This window comes from Rhodovulum sp. BSW8 (assembly GCF_003314725.1).
In the GTDB taxonomy this organism is placed as follows: domain Bacteria; phylum Pseudomonadota; class Alphaproteobacteria; order Rhodobacterales; family Rhodobacteraceae; genus Rhodovulum; species Rhodovulum visakhapatnamense.
In genome coordinates this window covers 187,977-203,789 of sequence record NZ_QNVX01000005.1, presented here as the reverse complement: position 1 = coordinate 203,789, position 15,813 = coordinate 187,977, and the positions used below count along the sequence as shown (strand labels likewise).

The 15,813-nt window shown below is 66.9% G+C and carries 14 protein-coding genes; 5 read left to right on the top strand and 9 right to left on the bottom strand.

The window, feature by feature from the left end; translation table 11 throughout:
• The coding region (locus DSD19_RS03240) for an IS3 family transposase (protein WP_207802409.1) at positions 1 to 537 on the top strand (537 nt) is incomplete at its 5' end.
• Positions 538 to 820: 283 nt separating this feature from the next.
• Here DSD19_RS03240 and DSD19_RS03235 read toward each other — a convergent pair.
• Positions 821 to 1,573: a cytochrome c biogenesis CcdA family protein gene (locus DSD19_RS03235; protein WP_113668511.1), complete on the bottom strand. Its 753-nt coding sequence runs from the start codon at positions 1,571 to 1,573 to the stop codon at positions 821 to 823.
• Positions 1,574 to 1,702: 129 nt separating this feature from the next.
• Between DSD19_RS03235 and DSD19_RS03230 the strand changes: the two genes are divergently transcribed.
• On the top strand, positions 1,703 to 1,930 hold the full coding sequence (locus tag DSD19_RS03230) for a sulfurtransferase TusA family protein (RefSeq protein ID WP_113668510.1): 228 nt from the start codon (positions 1,703 to 1,705) through the stop codon (positions 1,928 to 1,930).
• A 63-nt stretch (positions 1,931 to 1,993) separates the two neighbouring features.
• Here DSD19_RS03230 and DSD19_RS03225 read toward each other — a convergent pair whose 3' ends face one another.
• The 7 genes from DSD19_RS03225 to purC form a co-directional block, all read right to left on the bottom strand.
• Positions 1,994 to 4,909 (bottom strand): ribonuclease E/G, encoded by a 2,916-nt coding sequence (locus DSD19_RS03225; protein ID WP_113668509.1) that lies wholly within the window; start codon positions 4,907 to 4,909, stop codon positions 1,994 to 1,996.
• A gap of 417 nt (positions 4,910 to 5,326) precedes the next feature.
• Positions 5,327 to 6,661 (bottom strand): sigma-54 dependent transcriptional regulator, encoded by a 1,335-nt coding sequence (locus tag DSD19_RS03220; RefSeq protein ID WP_113668508.1) that lies wholly within the window; start codon positions 6,659 to 6,661, stop codon positions 5,327 to 5,329.
• A 7-nt stretch (positions 6,662 to 6,668) separates the two neighbouring features.
• Complete coding sequence (locus DSD19_RS03215; RefSeq protein WP_075785633.1) at positions 6,669 to 8,432, bottom strand: ATP-binding protein; 1,764 nt, start codon at positions 8,430 to 8,432, stop codon at positions 6,669 to 6,671.
• A gap of 46 nt (positions 8,433 to 8,478) precedes the next feature.
• On the bottom strand, positions 8,479 to 9,147 hold the full coding sequence (gene purQ / locus DSD19_RS03210) for a phosphoribosylformylglycinamidine synthase subunit PurQ (RefSeq protein WP_113668507.1): 669 nt from the start codon (positions 9,145 to 9,147) through the stop codon (positions 8,479 to 8,481).
• A gap of 24 nt (positions 9,148 to 9,171) precedes the next feature.
• On the bottom strand, positions 9,172 to 10,215 hold the full coding sequence (locus DSD19_RS03205; protein WP_075785631.1) for a zinc-dependent alcohol dehydrogenase family protein: 1,044 nt from the start codon (positions 10,213 to 10,215) through the stop codon (positions 9,172 to 9,174).
• Between the two features lie 3 nt (positions 10,216 to 10,218).
• Positions 10,219 to 10,458, bottom strand: coding sequence for a phosphoribosylformylglycinamidine synthase subunit PurS (gene purS / locus DSD19_RS03200; protein WP_075785630.1), 240 nt, complete (start codon positions 10,456 to 10,458; stop codon positions 10,219 to 10,221).
• A 198-nt stretch (positions 10,459 to 10,656) separates the two neighbouring features.
• Positions 10,657 to 11,418: a phosphoribosylaminoimidazolesuccinocarboxamide synthase gene (gene purC / locus DSD19_RS03195; RefSeq protein WP_113668506.1), complete on the bottom strand. Its 762-nt coding sequence runs from the start codon at positions 11,416 to 11,418 to the stop codon at positions 10,657 to 10,659.
• Positions 11,419 to 11,672: 254 nt separating this feature from the next.
• Between purC and DSD19_RS03190 the strand changes: the two genes are divergently transcribed.
• Positions 11,673 to 11,987 carry a DUF1476 domain-containing protein gene (locus DSD19_RS03190; protein WP_075785628.1) on the top strand — a complete coding sequence of 105 codons (315 nt, stop codon included), beginning with the start codon at positions 11,673 to 11,675 and terminating at the stop codon, positions 11,985 to 11,987.
• Between the two features lie 112 nt (positions 11,988 to 12,099).
• The gene (gene bmt / locus DSD19_RS03185; RefSeq protein ID WP_113668505.1) at positions 12,100 to 13,113 is read left to right on the top strand and encodes a betaine--homocysteine S-methyltransferase; all 1,014 of its coding nucleotides are present in this window, start codon (positions 12,100 to 12,102) and stop codon (positions 13,111 to 13,113) included.
• 77 nt (positions 13,114 to 13,190) lie between these two features.
• Here bmt and DSD19_RS03180 read toward each other — a convergent pair whose 3' ends face one another.
• The gene (locus DSD19_RS03180; protein WP_243627646.1) at positions 13,191 to 14,315 is read right to left on the bottom strand and encodes a PA0069 family radical SAM protein; all 1,125 of its coding nucleotides are present in this window, start codon (positions 14,313 to 14,315) and stop codon (positions 13,191 to 13,193) included.
• Between the two features lie 185 nt (positions 14,316 to 14,500).
• Here DSD19_RS03180 and DSD19_RS03175 point away from each other — a divergent pair, with 185 nt between their 5' ends.
• Positions 14,501 to 15,205 (top strand): B12-binding domain-containing protein, encoded by a 705-nt coding sequence (locus DSD19_RS03175; RefSeq protein WP_075785626.1) that lies wholly within the window; start codon positions 14,501 to 14,503, stop codon positions 15,203 to 15,205.
• Positions 15,206 to 15,813 lie beyond the last annotated feature (608 nt).

Below are 15,813 nucleotides of genomic sequence, written 5' to 3'. Positions count from 1 at the left end.
GTCGGTTCGCTGCTTGCCTGGATCGCTCCCCGGACTTCGGTGTCGTGGTGGCCTGCCTGTGCAGAGAGACCAGCATGCTCCCATCCCTTCCCGAACCTCGCGCAGGATCGACCTTGCCATGAACAGGGCAGACCGGCGCGGGGCTATGTGATCATCCGGGATGGAACACGCAGGCCCATGGCGAAGCGCAAAGCCGTGGGCTTTCTGATGACGGAGAAAGGCTTCAGCGCACGGCGGGCCTGCCGGATCGCCGGGCTCGCCCGGTCGGTGCAGAAATACTGGCCGAAGCCGAAGACCGACGTGGCGCTGGTTGCGCGGATGAAGGCGCCAGCGGACGAAAACCGGCGCTACGGCTATCTGCGCCTGCCCGCCATGCTGCGCCGCGAAGGGCTCATCCCGAATACCAAGCGCACCGATCGCCTCTCCACGGCCGAGGGCCTGCAAGTGCCCAAGAACAAGCGACGAAAGCTACCCCGCCGGGATCGCGTTGCACCTCAGGTGCCGAAACGGCCGATGCAGCGCTGGCCGATGGAATGAGGCGGATCAGGAAAGGCCCCGGTGGGGCGTTTGCCCGCCGAATGCGAGCGATCAGCTGGCCGATAGCCGACGGTTCCTGGCGCGGCACTTCGTCGATGATCACAGCCGCATCTGTCCCGGCCAGATCGTCGATATCTCGATCTGCGGCGCGTCGCCAGTGTCGCTCGGACCAATGACGCTCCAAATGGCGACTGAGCGGTTTCTCGAAGACTTGGCGCAGCGCGTCGGTCTGCCCGAAGAGATCGTTCTCGACAACGGCCCCGAAGGCAGCAGCAGACCGAAGTCAGCCGAGGCGTGCAAGCGAGGGGAAGGTCTCCAGCAGCCAGTAGCTGAACGCGCTGAAGGCGCCGGTCAACAGGGCCAGCCCGACCGCAATCAGCAACACGCCCATGGCGCGTTCGATCAGGGCCATGTGGCGCTTGAGGCGGTTCATCACCCCCATCGCCCGCTGAATAAAAAGCGCGGCCAGCAGGAAGGGAATGCCAAGTCCCGCCGCATAGACCGCAAGCAGAACGGTCCCCCGCGAGACGCTGGCCTCGGAGGCCGCAAGCGACAGGATCGCGCCAAGCTGCGGACCGATACAGGGCGTCCAGCCGAAGGCAAAGGCCAGCCCCAGCAGATAGGCCCCCATCGCCGACCCGCCGCGATCGCCCGCATCGACCCGCATCTCGCGATCCAGCAGCGGAATCCGAAAGACATGCAGGAAATGCAGACCGAAGACGATCACCACCGCGCCCGATACCCGGGCGAAAAGGGTCTGGTTCTGCAGGAAGAACGCCCCGAAGGCCGAGGCGGTGAACCCAAGCAGCAGGAACACGGTCGACAGCCCCAGCACGAAGAAAAGCGCGGCCACTGTCGCGCGCCGCCGTCCCGCACCCGCCCCGGTCAGCTCGCCCATCGTGATCCCGCCCATATAGGCCAGGTAGGGCGGCACGATCGGCAGCACGCAGGGGCTGAGAAAACTCAGCAGGCCCGCCGCCAGCGCCACCAGCATGGCGGGCAGAAGCCCCGCGTCGATCAGCTCGATTCCGAACATGGCCCCTCCGTCGCCCGGTCCAGGTCTCTCGACCTCGTTCCGGTCCTAGCCGAAGCCGGTCCATTCGTCACGGGCGACGGTCTCACAAAGCCGTGGACATGTCGGCGCATCGGGCCTAAGCGCGGCGCCATGGAGGACGAGATCGAAATCGACCTACGGGGGCTGAAATGCCCGCTGCCGGTGCTGCGGGCGCGCAAGGCGCTGGCCGGCCTTGCACCCGGTGGTCTGCTGCGGCTTCGGGCGGACGACCCGGTCGCGGTGATCGACATTCCGCATTTCTGCCGCGAGGCCGGGCACGTGCTGGTCTCGGCCGAAGACGAGGCAGACGCCACGCTTTACCTGATCCGGAAAGGATAGGCCCGGCCCCCCGAAGGGCGCCGGGCCAATACCGTTCTGACCGACTGTGCCTCGAGCCGCCCGTCAGCGGCCGAGCGACCACCAACCGCGCCGCTTGGGCTCGTCGCTTTGAGGCTCTTCGGCCTGCGTTTCGGGCTCGGGGTCCGAGACCGGGTGTGCATCCGAGGACCCTTCGGCGTCCGGCTCCGGCGCGTCCGCAGGATCGGCAGCAGCCTCGGTGCCGCGCTCCTCCTCCGCGAGGGACGTTTCGACAACCGGCTCGGGGTCAACCGACGGCTCGGGCGTCGCCTCGGGCGCCGGTGCCGACACATCCTCCGACACCGGTGCGGTGACCTCTGCCTCTGCCTCAGCCTCTTTCCCGGTCTCTTGCTCGGTCCGGTCAGACTTGCGGCCGCGCGAGCGGCTCCGCCGCGTCCGGCGCGGCTTGTCGTCGGACTTTTCCTCAGCCTGAGCGGACTCGTTCTCGGGATCGGCAGCCTCTTCCGGTTCGGGCTCGGCCTGATCCGCGATGTCGCCGTCGTCTTCGCCCTCGGCATCGTCCTCGGCCGAACCGGCCTCGAAGCCCTGATCGTCCCCGCCCTGCGAGGGTTTCTTGCGGCGGCGGCGGCGGCGGCGCTTCTTGCCCGGCTTGTCCTCGTTCTTTTCGTCGGCTTCGGGCTGGGCGACGGTCTCGACGACCGGCGCCTCGTCCTCTTCCTCCTCCTCGACCGGGTCGGGCATGTCGGACATGTCCAGCGACACCACCGGCGTCACCACCTCGGGCACCGACCGGGTCGCGGTCTTGAACCGTTCGATGGAGAAGTCGGGCGAGATCAGGAAGGGATCGGCCTCGATCCGTACCGACAGCCCGTAGCGGGCCTCGATCTGGGCGACATGTTCGCGCTTCTGGTTCATCAGGAAGTTGATGATGCCGATCGGCGCCTTCAGAAGCACCTCGCGCGACCGGCCGCGCACGCCCTCTTCCTCGATCTGGCGCAGGATCGACAGCGCCAGGTTGTCGTCAGACCGGATCAGCCCGGTGCCGTGGCAATGCGGACAGGGCTGCGTCGTGGCCTCGATCATGCCCGGGCGCAGACGCTGGCGCGACATCTCAAGCAGACCGAAGCCCGAGATACGGCCCACCTGAATCCGCGCGCGGTCGGTTTTCAGCTTGTCTTTCAGGCGCTTCTCGACCGAGGCGTTGTTCTTGCGCTCTTCCATGTCGATGAAGTCGATGACGATCAGCCCGGCCAAGTCGCGCAGACGCAGCTGGCGGGCCACTTCCTCGGCGGCCTCGAGGTTGGTCTTGAGCGCGGTTTCCTCGATCGAGCCTTCCTTGGTGGCCCGGCCCGAGTTGACGTCGATGGCCACCAGCGCCTCGGTCACGCCGATCACGATGTAGCCGCCAGACCGCAGCTGCACCACCGGGTTGAACATCGAGCTGAGGTAGCTTTCGACCTGATAGCGCGCGAAAAGCGGCATCGGGTCGGTGTAGTGCTTCACGTTCTTGGCGTGGGACGGCATGATCATCTTCATGAAGTCCTTGGCCAGACGGTAGCCCCCCTCGCCTTCCACCAGAACCTCGTCGATCTCGCGGCTATAGAGGTCGCGGATCGAGCGCTTGATCAGGTCGCCTTCCTCGTAGATCGGGGCGGGCGCGATGGATTTCAGCGTCAGTTCGCGGATCTGTTCCCAAAGCCGCTGCAGGTATTCATAGTCGCGCTTGACCTCGGACTTGGTGCGCTTGGCGCCTGCGGTCCGGATGATCAGGCCCGCGCCTTCCGGAACGTCCATTTCCGAGGCGATTTCCTTCAGCTTCTTGCGGTCGACGACATTGGTGATCTTGCGGCTGATGCCGCCGCCCCGTGCCGTGTTCGGCATCAGCACGCAGTAGCGGCCCGCCAGCGACAGATAGGTGGTCAGCGCCGCGCCCTTGTTGCCGCGCTCTTCCTTGACGACCTGGACCAGCATGATCTGCCGGACCTTGACCACTTCCTGGATCTTGTAGCGCCGGGCGCGCGGCTTGCGCGGACGGATCTCTTCGGTGACGTCCTCTTCGGCGACCGACTCGATCTGGTCGTCGTGATGCACCTCTTCGGGGCCGTCCTCGTCGGCTTCGGCGGCGGGCACGGCGGGCGCCTCATCCTCAGCCTCGTCGGTCTTCTTGCGCGATCCGCGACGGCGGCGGCGCGACGAGGACTTGCGGCCCTCGGACGCGCTTTCCGAAGACGGCTCGTCGGCCAGGTCGCCTGCGGTTTCGTCGTCCTCGCCCAGATCGACCACGTCCATGCCGGGAATACCGGCGCCCGGCTCGCGGGTCTCGACCGGGTCGTCGCTATGGGCCGTCATCGCCATGACGGTGGGCGGGGTATCGTCGTCCTCCTCCTCGTCGCCTTCCTCCTCTTCGGCGGCATCCGTCTCAGGGCTGTCCGCGTCGTCGTCGGAATCCGCATCGGAAGGCCCCTCGGCCTCTTCGGCGTCGGGTTCGGACGCGCTTTCGTCGTCCGCATCCTCGGCGGACGCAGAAAGCTCCTCGATTTCGTCAACGGGATCGTCGTCCCCGTCTTCAGTGTCGAGCGCACCCTCATCGGCCTGATCCACGGAAGACGGGGAGGTGCCCGACGCCCCGCTGCCCGAGCGCGGCTTGCGGCGCGACCGGCCGCGACGCTTGGGCTTGTCGCCGTCGCCATCCTCATCCTCGAGGTCCTCGGCCAGCGCGCGCTCCTCGGCCAGCAGGGCCTCGCGGTCGGCGACCGGGATCTGGTAATAATCGGGATGGATTTCCGAGAAGGCCAGGAAGCCGTGACGGTTTCCGCCGTAATCGACGAAGGCCGCCTGGAGCGACGGCTCGACCCGGGTGACTTTCGCTAGATAGATATTGCCTGCGAGCTGGCGCTTGTTGACCGACTCGAAATCGAACTCGTCAACCTTGTTTCCGTCCACCACGACAACGCGGGTTTCTTCCGCGTGGGTGGCGTCGATGAGCATCTTCTTTGCCATTGGATCTCTTTGCACCACGGCAGATCGCTCGGCCCCGGGGGGGCAGAACGGCCTGGTGGGTGTCTTGTTGGGGCGTCAAGGCGTGCATGCGAGGCGCGGGCGGCGGCGTCGAGCCGTCTGCGTCCCTGCCTCGTCATCTCTGCACGCTCCATCGCGGTTCGTCTCCGATGCCGCGTCAAGCGGCATCCATTCGGTTGTCCCGGCGTCATTTCCGCGCCGGAATGCGGTTGGCCGAAACCGGCCAGATCGATCTGTTCCTTGCGGGCAACGGGCCTCCGGGCCCTGCGCCGCGCGAAAAAACAGCGAAACTCAAAATCTTCCAGAGCGGCCGACAGGCGGCACGGTCCTCCGTCAGTTGACATTAGCGGGTGGAGACGGTCAAAGACAATGCCTTTTTCCACACGCCGCAGTTGCGGATCAAAGATAGTCCGCGCGACTGAGGCCATATTTGGCCATCTTCTCGTTCAAGGTGCGCCGCGGAAGGCAAAGCTCTTCCATCACCGCCGCAATCGAGCCCTTGTGCCGCCGCATCGTGTTGTCGATCAGCATGCGCTCGAAAGCCTCAACATATTCTTTCAGCGGCTTGCCTTCGGTCGTCATCACCGGCTGGCTGGCCTCGTTATCGGCCATCAGAAGGCTCGCGATGGTGCCCGAGCCGCGCCGGTTCTGCAGCACCGCGCGTTCGGCGATGTTGATCAGCTGGCGCACATTGCCCGGCCAGGGCGCCTGCATCAGCTGGGCGGCTTCCTGCGCGGTCACCTCGGGCGCGTCGCAGCCGTATTCCTCGGCGAACTGGTCGCTCAGCCGGTTGAACAGCGTCAGGATATCCTCGCCGCGATTGCGAAGCGGCGGCAGGGTGATCTTCATCGCCGCCAGCCGGTAGAAAAGATCCGGCCGCAGCATGTCCTCGACGGTCTTGTCCTGCTCCTGCAGGTTCGAGACGGCGATGATCCGGGTTTCGGCGGGGCTCCCCTGCTCGTTGATGAACGTCAGCAGGCGGGCCTGCAGCGTCGGCGACAGCGCCTCGATATCCTCGAGGCACAGCGTTCCGCCTCGGGCTTCCTCGACCGCCGGAAGCGTGGTCGAGCCATCTTCGATCGGCCCGAAAAGCCGCGCGGTCAGCGCCTCGGGATCGAAGGCGGCACAGGCGATCTGGACGAATTTGCGCCCGGCACGCGGCCCCACCGCATGGAGCGCGTGGGCAACCAGCGTCTTGCCGGTGCCGGTTTCGCCGTCGATCAGCACATGGCCGTCGGCCTGACCCAGGTCGAGAATGTCCTCGCGCAGCCGCTCCATCACCGCCGAGGACCCGATCAGCTTCTTGACCAGCACGGTGCCGTCGCCCAGTTCGCGCCGCAGCGCCCGGTTGTCGAGCGCCAGCCGCCGGGTCTGGCTGGCCCGCTTGGCCAGTTCGGTCATGCGGTCGGGATTAAACGGCTTTTCCATGAAGTCGAAGGCGCCGATCCGCATCGCCTCGACCGCCATCGGCACATCGCCATGGCCGGTTATCATGATGACCGGCAGCGTCGAATCCTGGCTCATCAGCCGTTTCAGAAAGGTGATACCGTCCATTCCCGGCATCTTGATGTCGGTCACGACGACGCCCGGATAGTCAGGCCCGATCTCTTTCAGCGCATCCTCGGCCCGGGCATAGGTGGCGGTTTCGAATCCGCTCAGGGCCAGCCACTGGCTGATCGACTGACGCATGTCCTGTTCGTCATCGACGATGGCGATCTTCATGGCCTGAGGCATGTGCTGCTCACTCCGCGGCTTCTTTGTCCTGGTTCAATATGGGAAGCTGCACCTCGAAGACAGCCCCCTCTTCGCGCGCATTGCGGGCGGTCAGGCGGCCGCCAAGGTCGGCAACGATCCCCGACGAAATGGCGAGCCCCAGCCCGACGCCGTCCCCGGGTTGCTTGGTGGTGTAGAAGGGTTCGAACAGCCTGTCGATGTCCTCGATCCCGTGACCGTTGTCGCGCACGGTCAGCGTCGCGGTCTCGCCCGACGACAGGATCAGGTCGATCTGCGGCACCGGGCTTTCGCGGGTCGCATCGAGCGCGTTGCGCAAAAGGTTGATGATCACCTGTTCCAGCCGGATGCGGTCGGCCATCACCATCACCGGCTCGCGCGGCAGCGACCGGGTGATCGTCACCTTCCGCCGCTTGAGCTGCGGCTCCATCATCGACAGCGCGCCAGAGACGCAAGACCGCATGTCGAGCGGCTCGAAGGCGTCGCCGCCCTTCCGGGCATAGCTTTTAAGCTGGCGGGTAATGGCGCCCATCCGCTCGATCAGGTCGTCGATCCGCTGGAACGAGGACAGCGCCTCGTCGGGGCGCTTGCGCTGCAACAGCAGGCGCGCGCCCGCCAGATAGGTCTTCATCGCAGCGAGCGGCTGGTTCAGCTCGTGGCTGATTGCGGCCGACATCTCGCCCAGCGCAGCCAGCTTCGAGCTTTGCTCCAGGGTCTGCTCGGCCACCTCGAGGTTCTTCTCGGCGCGCTCGCGTTCGGCGATCTCGCGCTGAAGGCGCGCGTTCAGCTCGCGCAACTCGACGGTTTCGCGCTGATAACCCAGCGATTTCATCTGCGCCCGGCGCGACAGCAGGTAGAAGGACAGCGCCAGCAGCATGGCAAAGCCCATGATCTCGAGCGCGAGCACGGCATTCACCTTGTCACGGATCGAGACATAGGGGGTGAACGAGATGATGCGCCAGCCGCGGAAGGGTATCCGCGCCTCGTTGCGCATCACCGCCTCCCCCATCACATAGGCATCGGGCGGCAGCGCGCCCCAGTCGGCGGTCGCCTGGATGGCACGCGCCACGGCCGAGGGCGCCGAGCGCGCGTCGAGCGCCTCATTGACCAGCCGCCCGCGCCAGCGAGGTTCGGTGGCGAGGATGATCTGCCCCTCGCTGTCGGTCACGATCACCGCATCCGAAATGCCCGCCCAGCTTTGTTCGAACTTCGCCAGATCGACGCCCACGACGATTACCCCCGCCTTCTTGCGGTCGACCGTGATGGCGCGCGAATAGGTGAAGGTGAAATTCCCCGCTTCGGCCCGCGAGGTGATGAAGACGGTATCGTTCGACCTGAGCGCCTCGACATAGAAAGGGGCAGACCGCAGATTGGTGCCGATGGTCGAGCGGTCGGTCGCGGCCACCACCCGCCCGGTATCGTCCAGAAGCTGCAGCGAGGCGGCACCGATTTCATCGACATAGGAAATCAGCAACTGCGAGCTTTGCGAGAAGTCGACATTCTCGAGCGCGCGAATCAACGTGGGGTCGCGGGACAGCAGCAGCGGCACCACCGAGGCGCGCTGCAACTCGCTGACCACGTTCCCGGAATAGAGCGCCATCCGCACCTGCGCCCGGCTGCGCGTGCTTTCGGTGAAACGGTCGGTCAGCCATGTATTTGTGGTCCAGACCGTCGCGACCGCAATCAGGATCAGAACGCAGACCGCAAGGCGCACGATCCACACCCCCCGCAGGGGATATGCGGACCGATAGGGGCTGCGCGAGGGACCGGACATGCCGGCAAATTACGCTTGCGCGAAGGAACGCTCAAGCGGCGCGGGGTCACGCCGGGACGAGTGCGCCCAGAAGCGAGCGGAAAAGCGCCGCCCCGTCGGTATTGCCATGGGCGGGTTCCGCCGCCCGTTCGGGATGCGGCATCAGGCCCAGAACCCGGCGGTTTTCCGACAGGATGCCGGCAATGTCGGCGGTCGCGCCGTTGATCGGTTCGGCATAGGTGAAGGCGATGCGGTCCTCGGCCCTCAGACGCGCCACCAGATCGGCATCGGCCACATAGTTTCCGTCGTGATGCGCGACCGGAATGGCGATCTGCTGTCCCTTGGCATAGCCCGCGGTAAAGGCGCTGTCGGCGGTCTCGACCGTCAGCGGCACCGGCCTGCAGACGAACTTGAGACCGGCATTGCGCATCAGTGCGCCCGGCAGCACGCCGGTTTCGGTCAGCACCTGAAAGCCGTTGCAGACCCCCAGCGCATAGCCGCCGCGCGCGGTATGCTCGATCACCGCGCGGGTAATCGGCGAGCGCGCCGCGATGGCGCCGCAGCGCAGATAGTCGCCAAAGGAAAACCCGCCCGGAATGCCCACCACGTCGACGCCCTCGGGCAGCGCGCTGTCCTTGTGCCAGACCATGGTGACCTCGGCGCCCACGTTGCGGAAGGCCATGGCAAGGTCGCGGTCGCAGTTCGACCCGGGGAAGACGAGAACGGCGGCTTTCATGGGCGGATTCCTCTCTGGCGGCTCTCAGGCGAGAAAATTGGTGATCACGGCAACGCCGGGCGGTGCGGGGGCATCGAAGGCGGCCAGTTCGCCACTGGCCTCGGTCAGCTTCACACGCCGCCCGATCAGCGGCGTCAGGTCCACGTGCCCGCCGTCGATCAGCGACAGCAGCGAGGGATACTTCCAGGCCGCCATGCCGCGGGTGCCGTAAACGGCCAGCTGGCCGGAATAGACCGCATCCATCGGCAGCGCCATGGTGGTGTTCTTGCCGGTCGGCATGCCGACCTGAACCATCCGCCCCAGCTTGCGCAGCGATTTCATGGCGCCGATGGTGGTCTCGGGGATGCCCAGCGCCTCGATCGCCACATGGGCGCCGCCGCCGGTAATGTCGCGCACGGCCTCGGCCGGGTCCCCGGCGCGCGCGTCGATCGCCGCATCGGCGCCCAGCGCGACCGCGTAGTTCAGCTTGTCGGGCACGACGTCGACGACCGCGACCCGCGCGCCCAGCGCCCGGCCCAGCAGCAGCGCCGAGATCCCGACCCCGCCGCCGCCGAAGATCGCCAGCCATTCGCCCGGCCGCAGCGCGGCGCGCCCGGTCAACGCCTGCCAGGCGGTCGTCACCCGGCAGCCGAGCGCGGCGGCCAGCGCCGGATCCATGGTTTCGGGCAGCGGCGTCAGGTTGGTATCGGCGAAGGGCACCGCGATCAGTTCCGCGAAGGCGCCGGCCTGGGTGAAGCCCGGCAGCACCTGATGGGCGCAGATCGTCTGATGCCCCGAGGCGCAGTCGGCGCAATGTCCGCAGGCCAGAATGAAAGGCGCGATCACCCTGTCGCCGACCTGCCAGCGCGTCACCCCGGGCCCGACCTCTTCGACCACGCCGCAATATTCGTGGCCCGGGATCAGCGGCAGCGACACGTCCGGGTCGGCGCCCGTCCAGGAATGCCAGTCGGACCGGCAGATGCCGCAGGCCAAAACCTTCAGGACCACCCCGTCCTTGGGGCAGTCCGGGTCGTCGACCTTCGAGACCTCCAGCGGCTTGCGCCAGCCGGTGAGGACCGCGGCCCGCATCGCTCAGACGATCTCGATGTCGTAGCGTTCGATCACCGTATTCGCGAGCAGCTTCTCGCACATCTCGCGCACCCGCGCCTCGGCCGCCGTCCGGTCGGTCGCGTCCAGATCGAGGTCGATCACCTTGCCCTGCCGGACCCCGCCGACGCCCTCGAAACCAAGCGTCCCCAGCGCGTGGCGCACGGCCTCGCCCTGCGGGTCGAGCACGCCGTCCTTCAGCATGACATGAACGCGGGCCTTCATCGGGTGGTCCTTCCTTGGATTGTCCTGGTGCTGTCCCCGCGCCCGGCGCGGGCACCGGGCGCGGTCTTTGGGGGCCGTCTGTCGCGGCGGGCGCGCGGCCCGCCGTCAGTCGCGCCGGGGCCGCGCGCCCCGCACGCTGCGTCTGGGATCATGTTCGGTGGAACCCTGTGATGACACAAGCCGAACACGCTTACCCTTTCAATTGATCAGGGTCGGCTTGCTGGGATGCGCGACATTGGTGGGCAGCACCCCCAGACGCTTGGCCACCTCGGTATAGGCATCGGTCAGCGAGCCCAGATCGCGGCGGAACACGTCCTTGTCCAGATGCTGGCCGGTCTTGACATCCCAGAGCCGACAGCTGTCGGGGCTGATCTCGTCGGCCACCACCAGGCGCATGAAATCGCCTTCCCAGATCCGGCCGATCTCGATCTTGAAATCGACCAGCTTGATGCCGACCGCGACCATGATCCCCGAAAGGAAGTCATTGACCCGCAGCGCCAGCGCCACGATGTCGTCCAGATCCTGCTGACCGGCCCAGCCGAAGGCGATGATGTGTTCCTCGGTGACCAGCGGGTCGCCCAGCCCGTCATCCTTGTAGTAGAATTCGATGATCGGGCGCGGCAGCTGGGTGCCTTCCTCGATCCCGAGCCGCTTGGACATCGAGCCCGCAGCGATGTTGCGCACGACCACTTCCAGCGGGATGATCTCGACCTGGCGGATCAGCTGTTCTCGCATGTTGATGCGCTTGATGAAGTGCGTCGGCACCCCGATCGCGTTCAGCCCGGTCATGAAGAATTCGGACAGGCGGTTGTTCAACACGCCCTTGCCCTCGATCACGTCATGCTTTTCGGCGTTGAACGCGGTGGCGTCGTCCTTGAAATACTGCACCAGCGTTCCCGGCTCGGGTCCTTCGTAGAGAATCTTCGCCTTGCCTTCGTAGATCTTCTTCCGACGTGCCATGGAAACTCCGAATGCGATTGGCGCGGGTGGCAGAGGTGCGCCCGCGCGATTTGACGCGCTTGTAGTCCAAGCCGCGCCCTGCCGCAAGGCGGCTGCGCGGTCGCGGCAGCCTGCCGCCTTGCGGTTGCGAGGGTCCGAAGGCGCCGCGCGGTCTTGCCGTGAGGCCCCGCCCCTGCCAACGTGTCTCTAGGCAGACGGAGGAAGTTCCCTTAAATGGCATGCACCGCAGGAATTCCACGACGGGGGGAAGAGAAATGACCACGTTCGACGACCGCGAACTTGCTTTCGAAAACAAGTTCGCCCACGATTCCGAACTTCAGTTCAAGGCCGAGGCACGGCGCAACAAGCTGCTGGGCCTCTGGGCCGCCGAACTGATGGGTCTGAGCGAGGAAGCGTCGCTCGACTATGCGAAGCAGGTCGTTAAGGCCGATTTCGAAGAGGCGGGCGACGAAGACGTTTACCGCAAGGTGTCGTCCGATCTCGGCAGCCGGGTCGACGAACCCACGCTGCGCGCCAAGATGGCCGAGCTGATGGTTCTGGCCAAGGAACAGATCATGAGCGAATCCTGAGCCCGGAGGCGCCTGCCCCGGCAGGCGCGCGCCCCGGACCCTCGATCCGCCGCCGGTCCCCGGTGGGATGACTGCCCAGCCGGGCCGCTTCAAATGCATGAGGACCCCCAAGATGACTGACGCCCTTTCCCGTTTGCTCGCCGAGCGCGACTGGCTGATGGCCGATGGCGCGACGGGGACCACCTTGTTCAACATGGGGCTGAGCTCGGGCGAGGCACCCGAATTCTGGAATGCCGACGAGCCCGACAAGATCCGCGCGCTTTACCGGGGCTCTGTCGAGGCCGGGTCGGACATCTTCCTGACCAACAGCTTCGGCGGCAATGCCTCGCGGCTGCGTCTGCACGAGGCCCAGGACCGGGTGCACGAGCTGAACCGGCTGGCGGGTGCGCTGGCGCGCGAGGTGGCCGATGCCGCCGGACGGCCGGTTGTCGTGGCGGGCTCGGTCGGGCCGACCGGCGAAATCATGGAACCGATGGGGCCGCTCTCCTATACGCGCGCGGTCGAGATCTTCCATGAGCAGGCCGAGGGGCTGAAAGAGGGAGGCGTCGATCTGCTTTGGGTCGAGACGATCAGCGCTCCCGACGAATACCGCGCTGCCGCCGAGGCCGCCAAACTTGCCGGCATGCCCTGGTGCGGCACGATGAGCTTCGACACTGCCGGGCGCACGATGATGGGCATGACCTCGGCGGGGCTGGCCGAGCTGGTCGAGAAACTGCCCCACAAGCCGCTTGCTTTCGGGGCCAATTGCGGCGTCGGCGCGTCGGACCTTTTGCGCACCGTGCTGGGCTTTGCCGCCGCCGGGACCGAATGGCCGATCATCGCCAAGGGCAATGCGGGCATCCCGAAATATGTGGACGGGCATATCCATTATGACGGCACGCCCGAGCTGATGGCCGATTACGCCGTGCTGGCCCGCGATTGCGGCGCCACCATCATCGGCGGCTGCTGCGGCACCACGCCCGAACATCTGCAGGCGATGCGTGCAGCGCTCGAAACCCGCCCGCGCGGCCCGCGCCCCAGCCTTGACGAAATCACCGACCGGCTGGGCGGGTTCTCGTCGGCCTCGGACGGCACCGGCGACGGCGAAGGCCCGGCCCGCGCCCCGCGCCGACGTCGCCGCAGCTGAGACAAACCCCGGGCATTGCCGCAATGCCCGGCTCCCCATGCCCCTCCAGACGCTTGCGACGGGAATTTCTTCCGCGATCAGAACAGAGAAAGCTGATCTCCCGCCCGGGGCGGCACCCGGAAAAGCGCGGTTGAAAGCTCGGGCTGCGCGGTTGCCAGGCCCAGCCGGGCCACGGCCAGCCGGAACCGCTGCGCCACGATCTCGGCATAGGGCCCCTCGCCCCGCATCCGGCGCCCCCAGTCGGGGCTGTAGATCTCGCCGCCATGCATCTCGCGCAGCCGTGCCAGCACCCGCGCCGCCCGGTCGGAACAGTGCCGGGCCAGCCAGTCGGAGAAAAGCGGCCCGACCTCGCGCGGAAGGCGCAGCATGATCCAGCTGGCAGCCCCCGCCCCGGCCGCCGCCGCCCGCGCCAGAATCGCCTCGAGCTCGGGATCGGTCAGCGCCGGGATCACCGGCGCCACCATCACCCTTACCGGCACCCCCGCCGCGGCCAGGCTCTCGATGGTCTGCAACCGCCGCTCGGGCGCGGGCGCGCGCGGCTCCAACCTGCGCGAAAGATCCCGGTCGAGCGTCGTCACCGAAATGCCGACCCGCACCAGCTCCAGCTCGGCCAGTTCCGACAGCAGGTCGAGATCGCGCTCGATCAGCGCGCCCTTGGTGACCACCGCCACCGGATGGCGGAAATCGCGCAACACCTCCAGAAGCCCGCGCATCACGCGATAGCTGCGCTCGATGGGCTGATAGGGGTCGGTATTGGTGCCGATGGCCAGCGTCGCGGGCCGGTAGCCTCGGCGCGACAGCTCTTCGGCCAGCACCCTTGGCGCCTCGGGCCGGGCGATCAGCCGGGATTCGAAATCGAGCCCCGGCGACAGCCCCAGCCAGGCATGGCTCGGCCGGGCAAAGCAGTAGATGCAGCCATGTTCGCAGCCGCGATAGGGATTCACCGACCGGTCGAAGGGCACATCGGGCGAGCTGTTGCGGGTGATCGCCGAACGCGGCCGCTCGACCCGCGTCTCAGTCCGCAGCGGCGGCGGCGCCTCGCCCGGGTCCCAGCCGTCATCCTCGGGCGTGACCGCCAGCCGGTCGAAGCGGTTCGCGGGGTTGCCGCTCGCCCCGCGCCCGGGCGTCGGCCCCTGCCCCGGCCCTGGCACCGGGTCGATCCTGGGGCCGGAACCGGCCGAAGACATCCGCGCGCGTGTCATGCCGCGAGACTGGAACATAACGCGAACATATACAAGCGCCAGGCGGTGTCGGGAGCGCCGTATTTTCGCGGTCAGGTCGCTTCGGGAAGCCGGCTGGTCGCAATTCGGTAAGCCTTGGATGTGCAAACTCCCGATGAAGGGACAAGAGGGTCCGGCAGGGCGCCGGGCCCCATTGGGAGCATGAGATGGCCGAGGAAGACGACGACATCGTCCTGGCGGAGCTGCCGGATGACGAACTGGTCCCGCAGATGCAGGACGACCTTTACGACGGGCTCCGGGACGAGGTCGTCGAAGGGGTCGAGATCCTGCTGTCGCGCGGCTGGGCGCCCTACCGGGTGCTGACCGAGGCGCTGGTCTCGGGCATGACCGTCGTCGGCCATGATTTCCGCGATGGCATCCTCTTCGTGCCCGAGGTGCTGCTGGCGGCCAATGCCATGAAGGGCGGAATGCAGCTCCTCAAGCCGCTTCTGGCGGAAACCGGCGCGCCGCGCATGGGCAAGATGGTGATCGGCACCGTCAAGGGCGACATCCACGACATCGGCAAGAACCTCGTCGCGATGATGATGGAAGGCGCCGGGTTCGAGGTGGTCGATCTGGGCATCAACACCGATATCGACCGCTATCTGGTCGCTCTCGAAACCGAACAGCCCGACATTCTGGGCATGTCGGCGCTGCTGACCACCACCATGCCCTACATGAAGATCGTCATCGACACGATGGCCGAAAAGGGCATCCGCGACGATTACATCGTGCTGGTGGGCGGGGCGCCGCTGAACGAGGAATTCGGCCGCGCCATCGGCGCCGACGCCTATTGCCGCGATGCGGCCGTGGCGGTCGAGACCGCAAAGACCTTCGTCGCCCGCAAGCACAACAGCGCCGCGGCGGGCTGAGCCGCGCGGTCGAAACACGCAGCGCGTCGGTCCAGATGGCCAGGCCCCGGAGGACGCCGAAACCGTCCCGCCCCCAGACCGGGCCCAGGTCCCAGGGCAGGGGATGTACGACCGCCGGGCGACGCCATCGGCGCCGGGCGATGGCGTCGCTCGGCACCCGGCGAACCGGCCGTACCGTTTCAGCTGGGTGTACGATCCGAACGGAGGTCTCGAAACGAACGGGCGGGTTCTCCCAAACCCGCCCGCCGCGCGAAAGCCGGTGCGCCTACCCCCCGGAAACGCCTGGAGCGCCCCCGTGCCGGCAATCGCTGCAGCGCCCGATCCTCCCCCGGGTCGGCCGCTGCCTGTCGTCTCTATCTGCCCCGCAGCCCCGCCCCTGCTGGGCAGGGGCACAGGTCTTTTGCGCTGACCCTGTCCGGGCGAGGCTTGTCGGAGCCACGCTTTTCGGAACGGGCCATTCGCCGGCCGCAAGGCCAATCGTCGCGAAGAACCCGATCGGACACCGCCAGATCGAAACCATGCACCGCGTTCATGGCCGTTCTCCGGGCATGCCCCCTGAAGGACGCTCCGCACCGATTACTGACACATGGCGGCGTTCCGACCTCGGC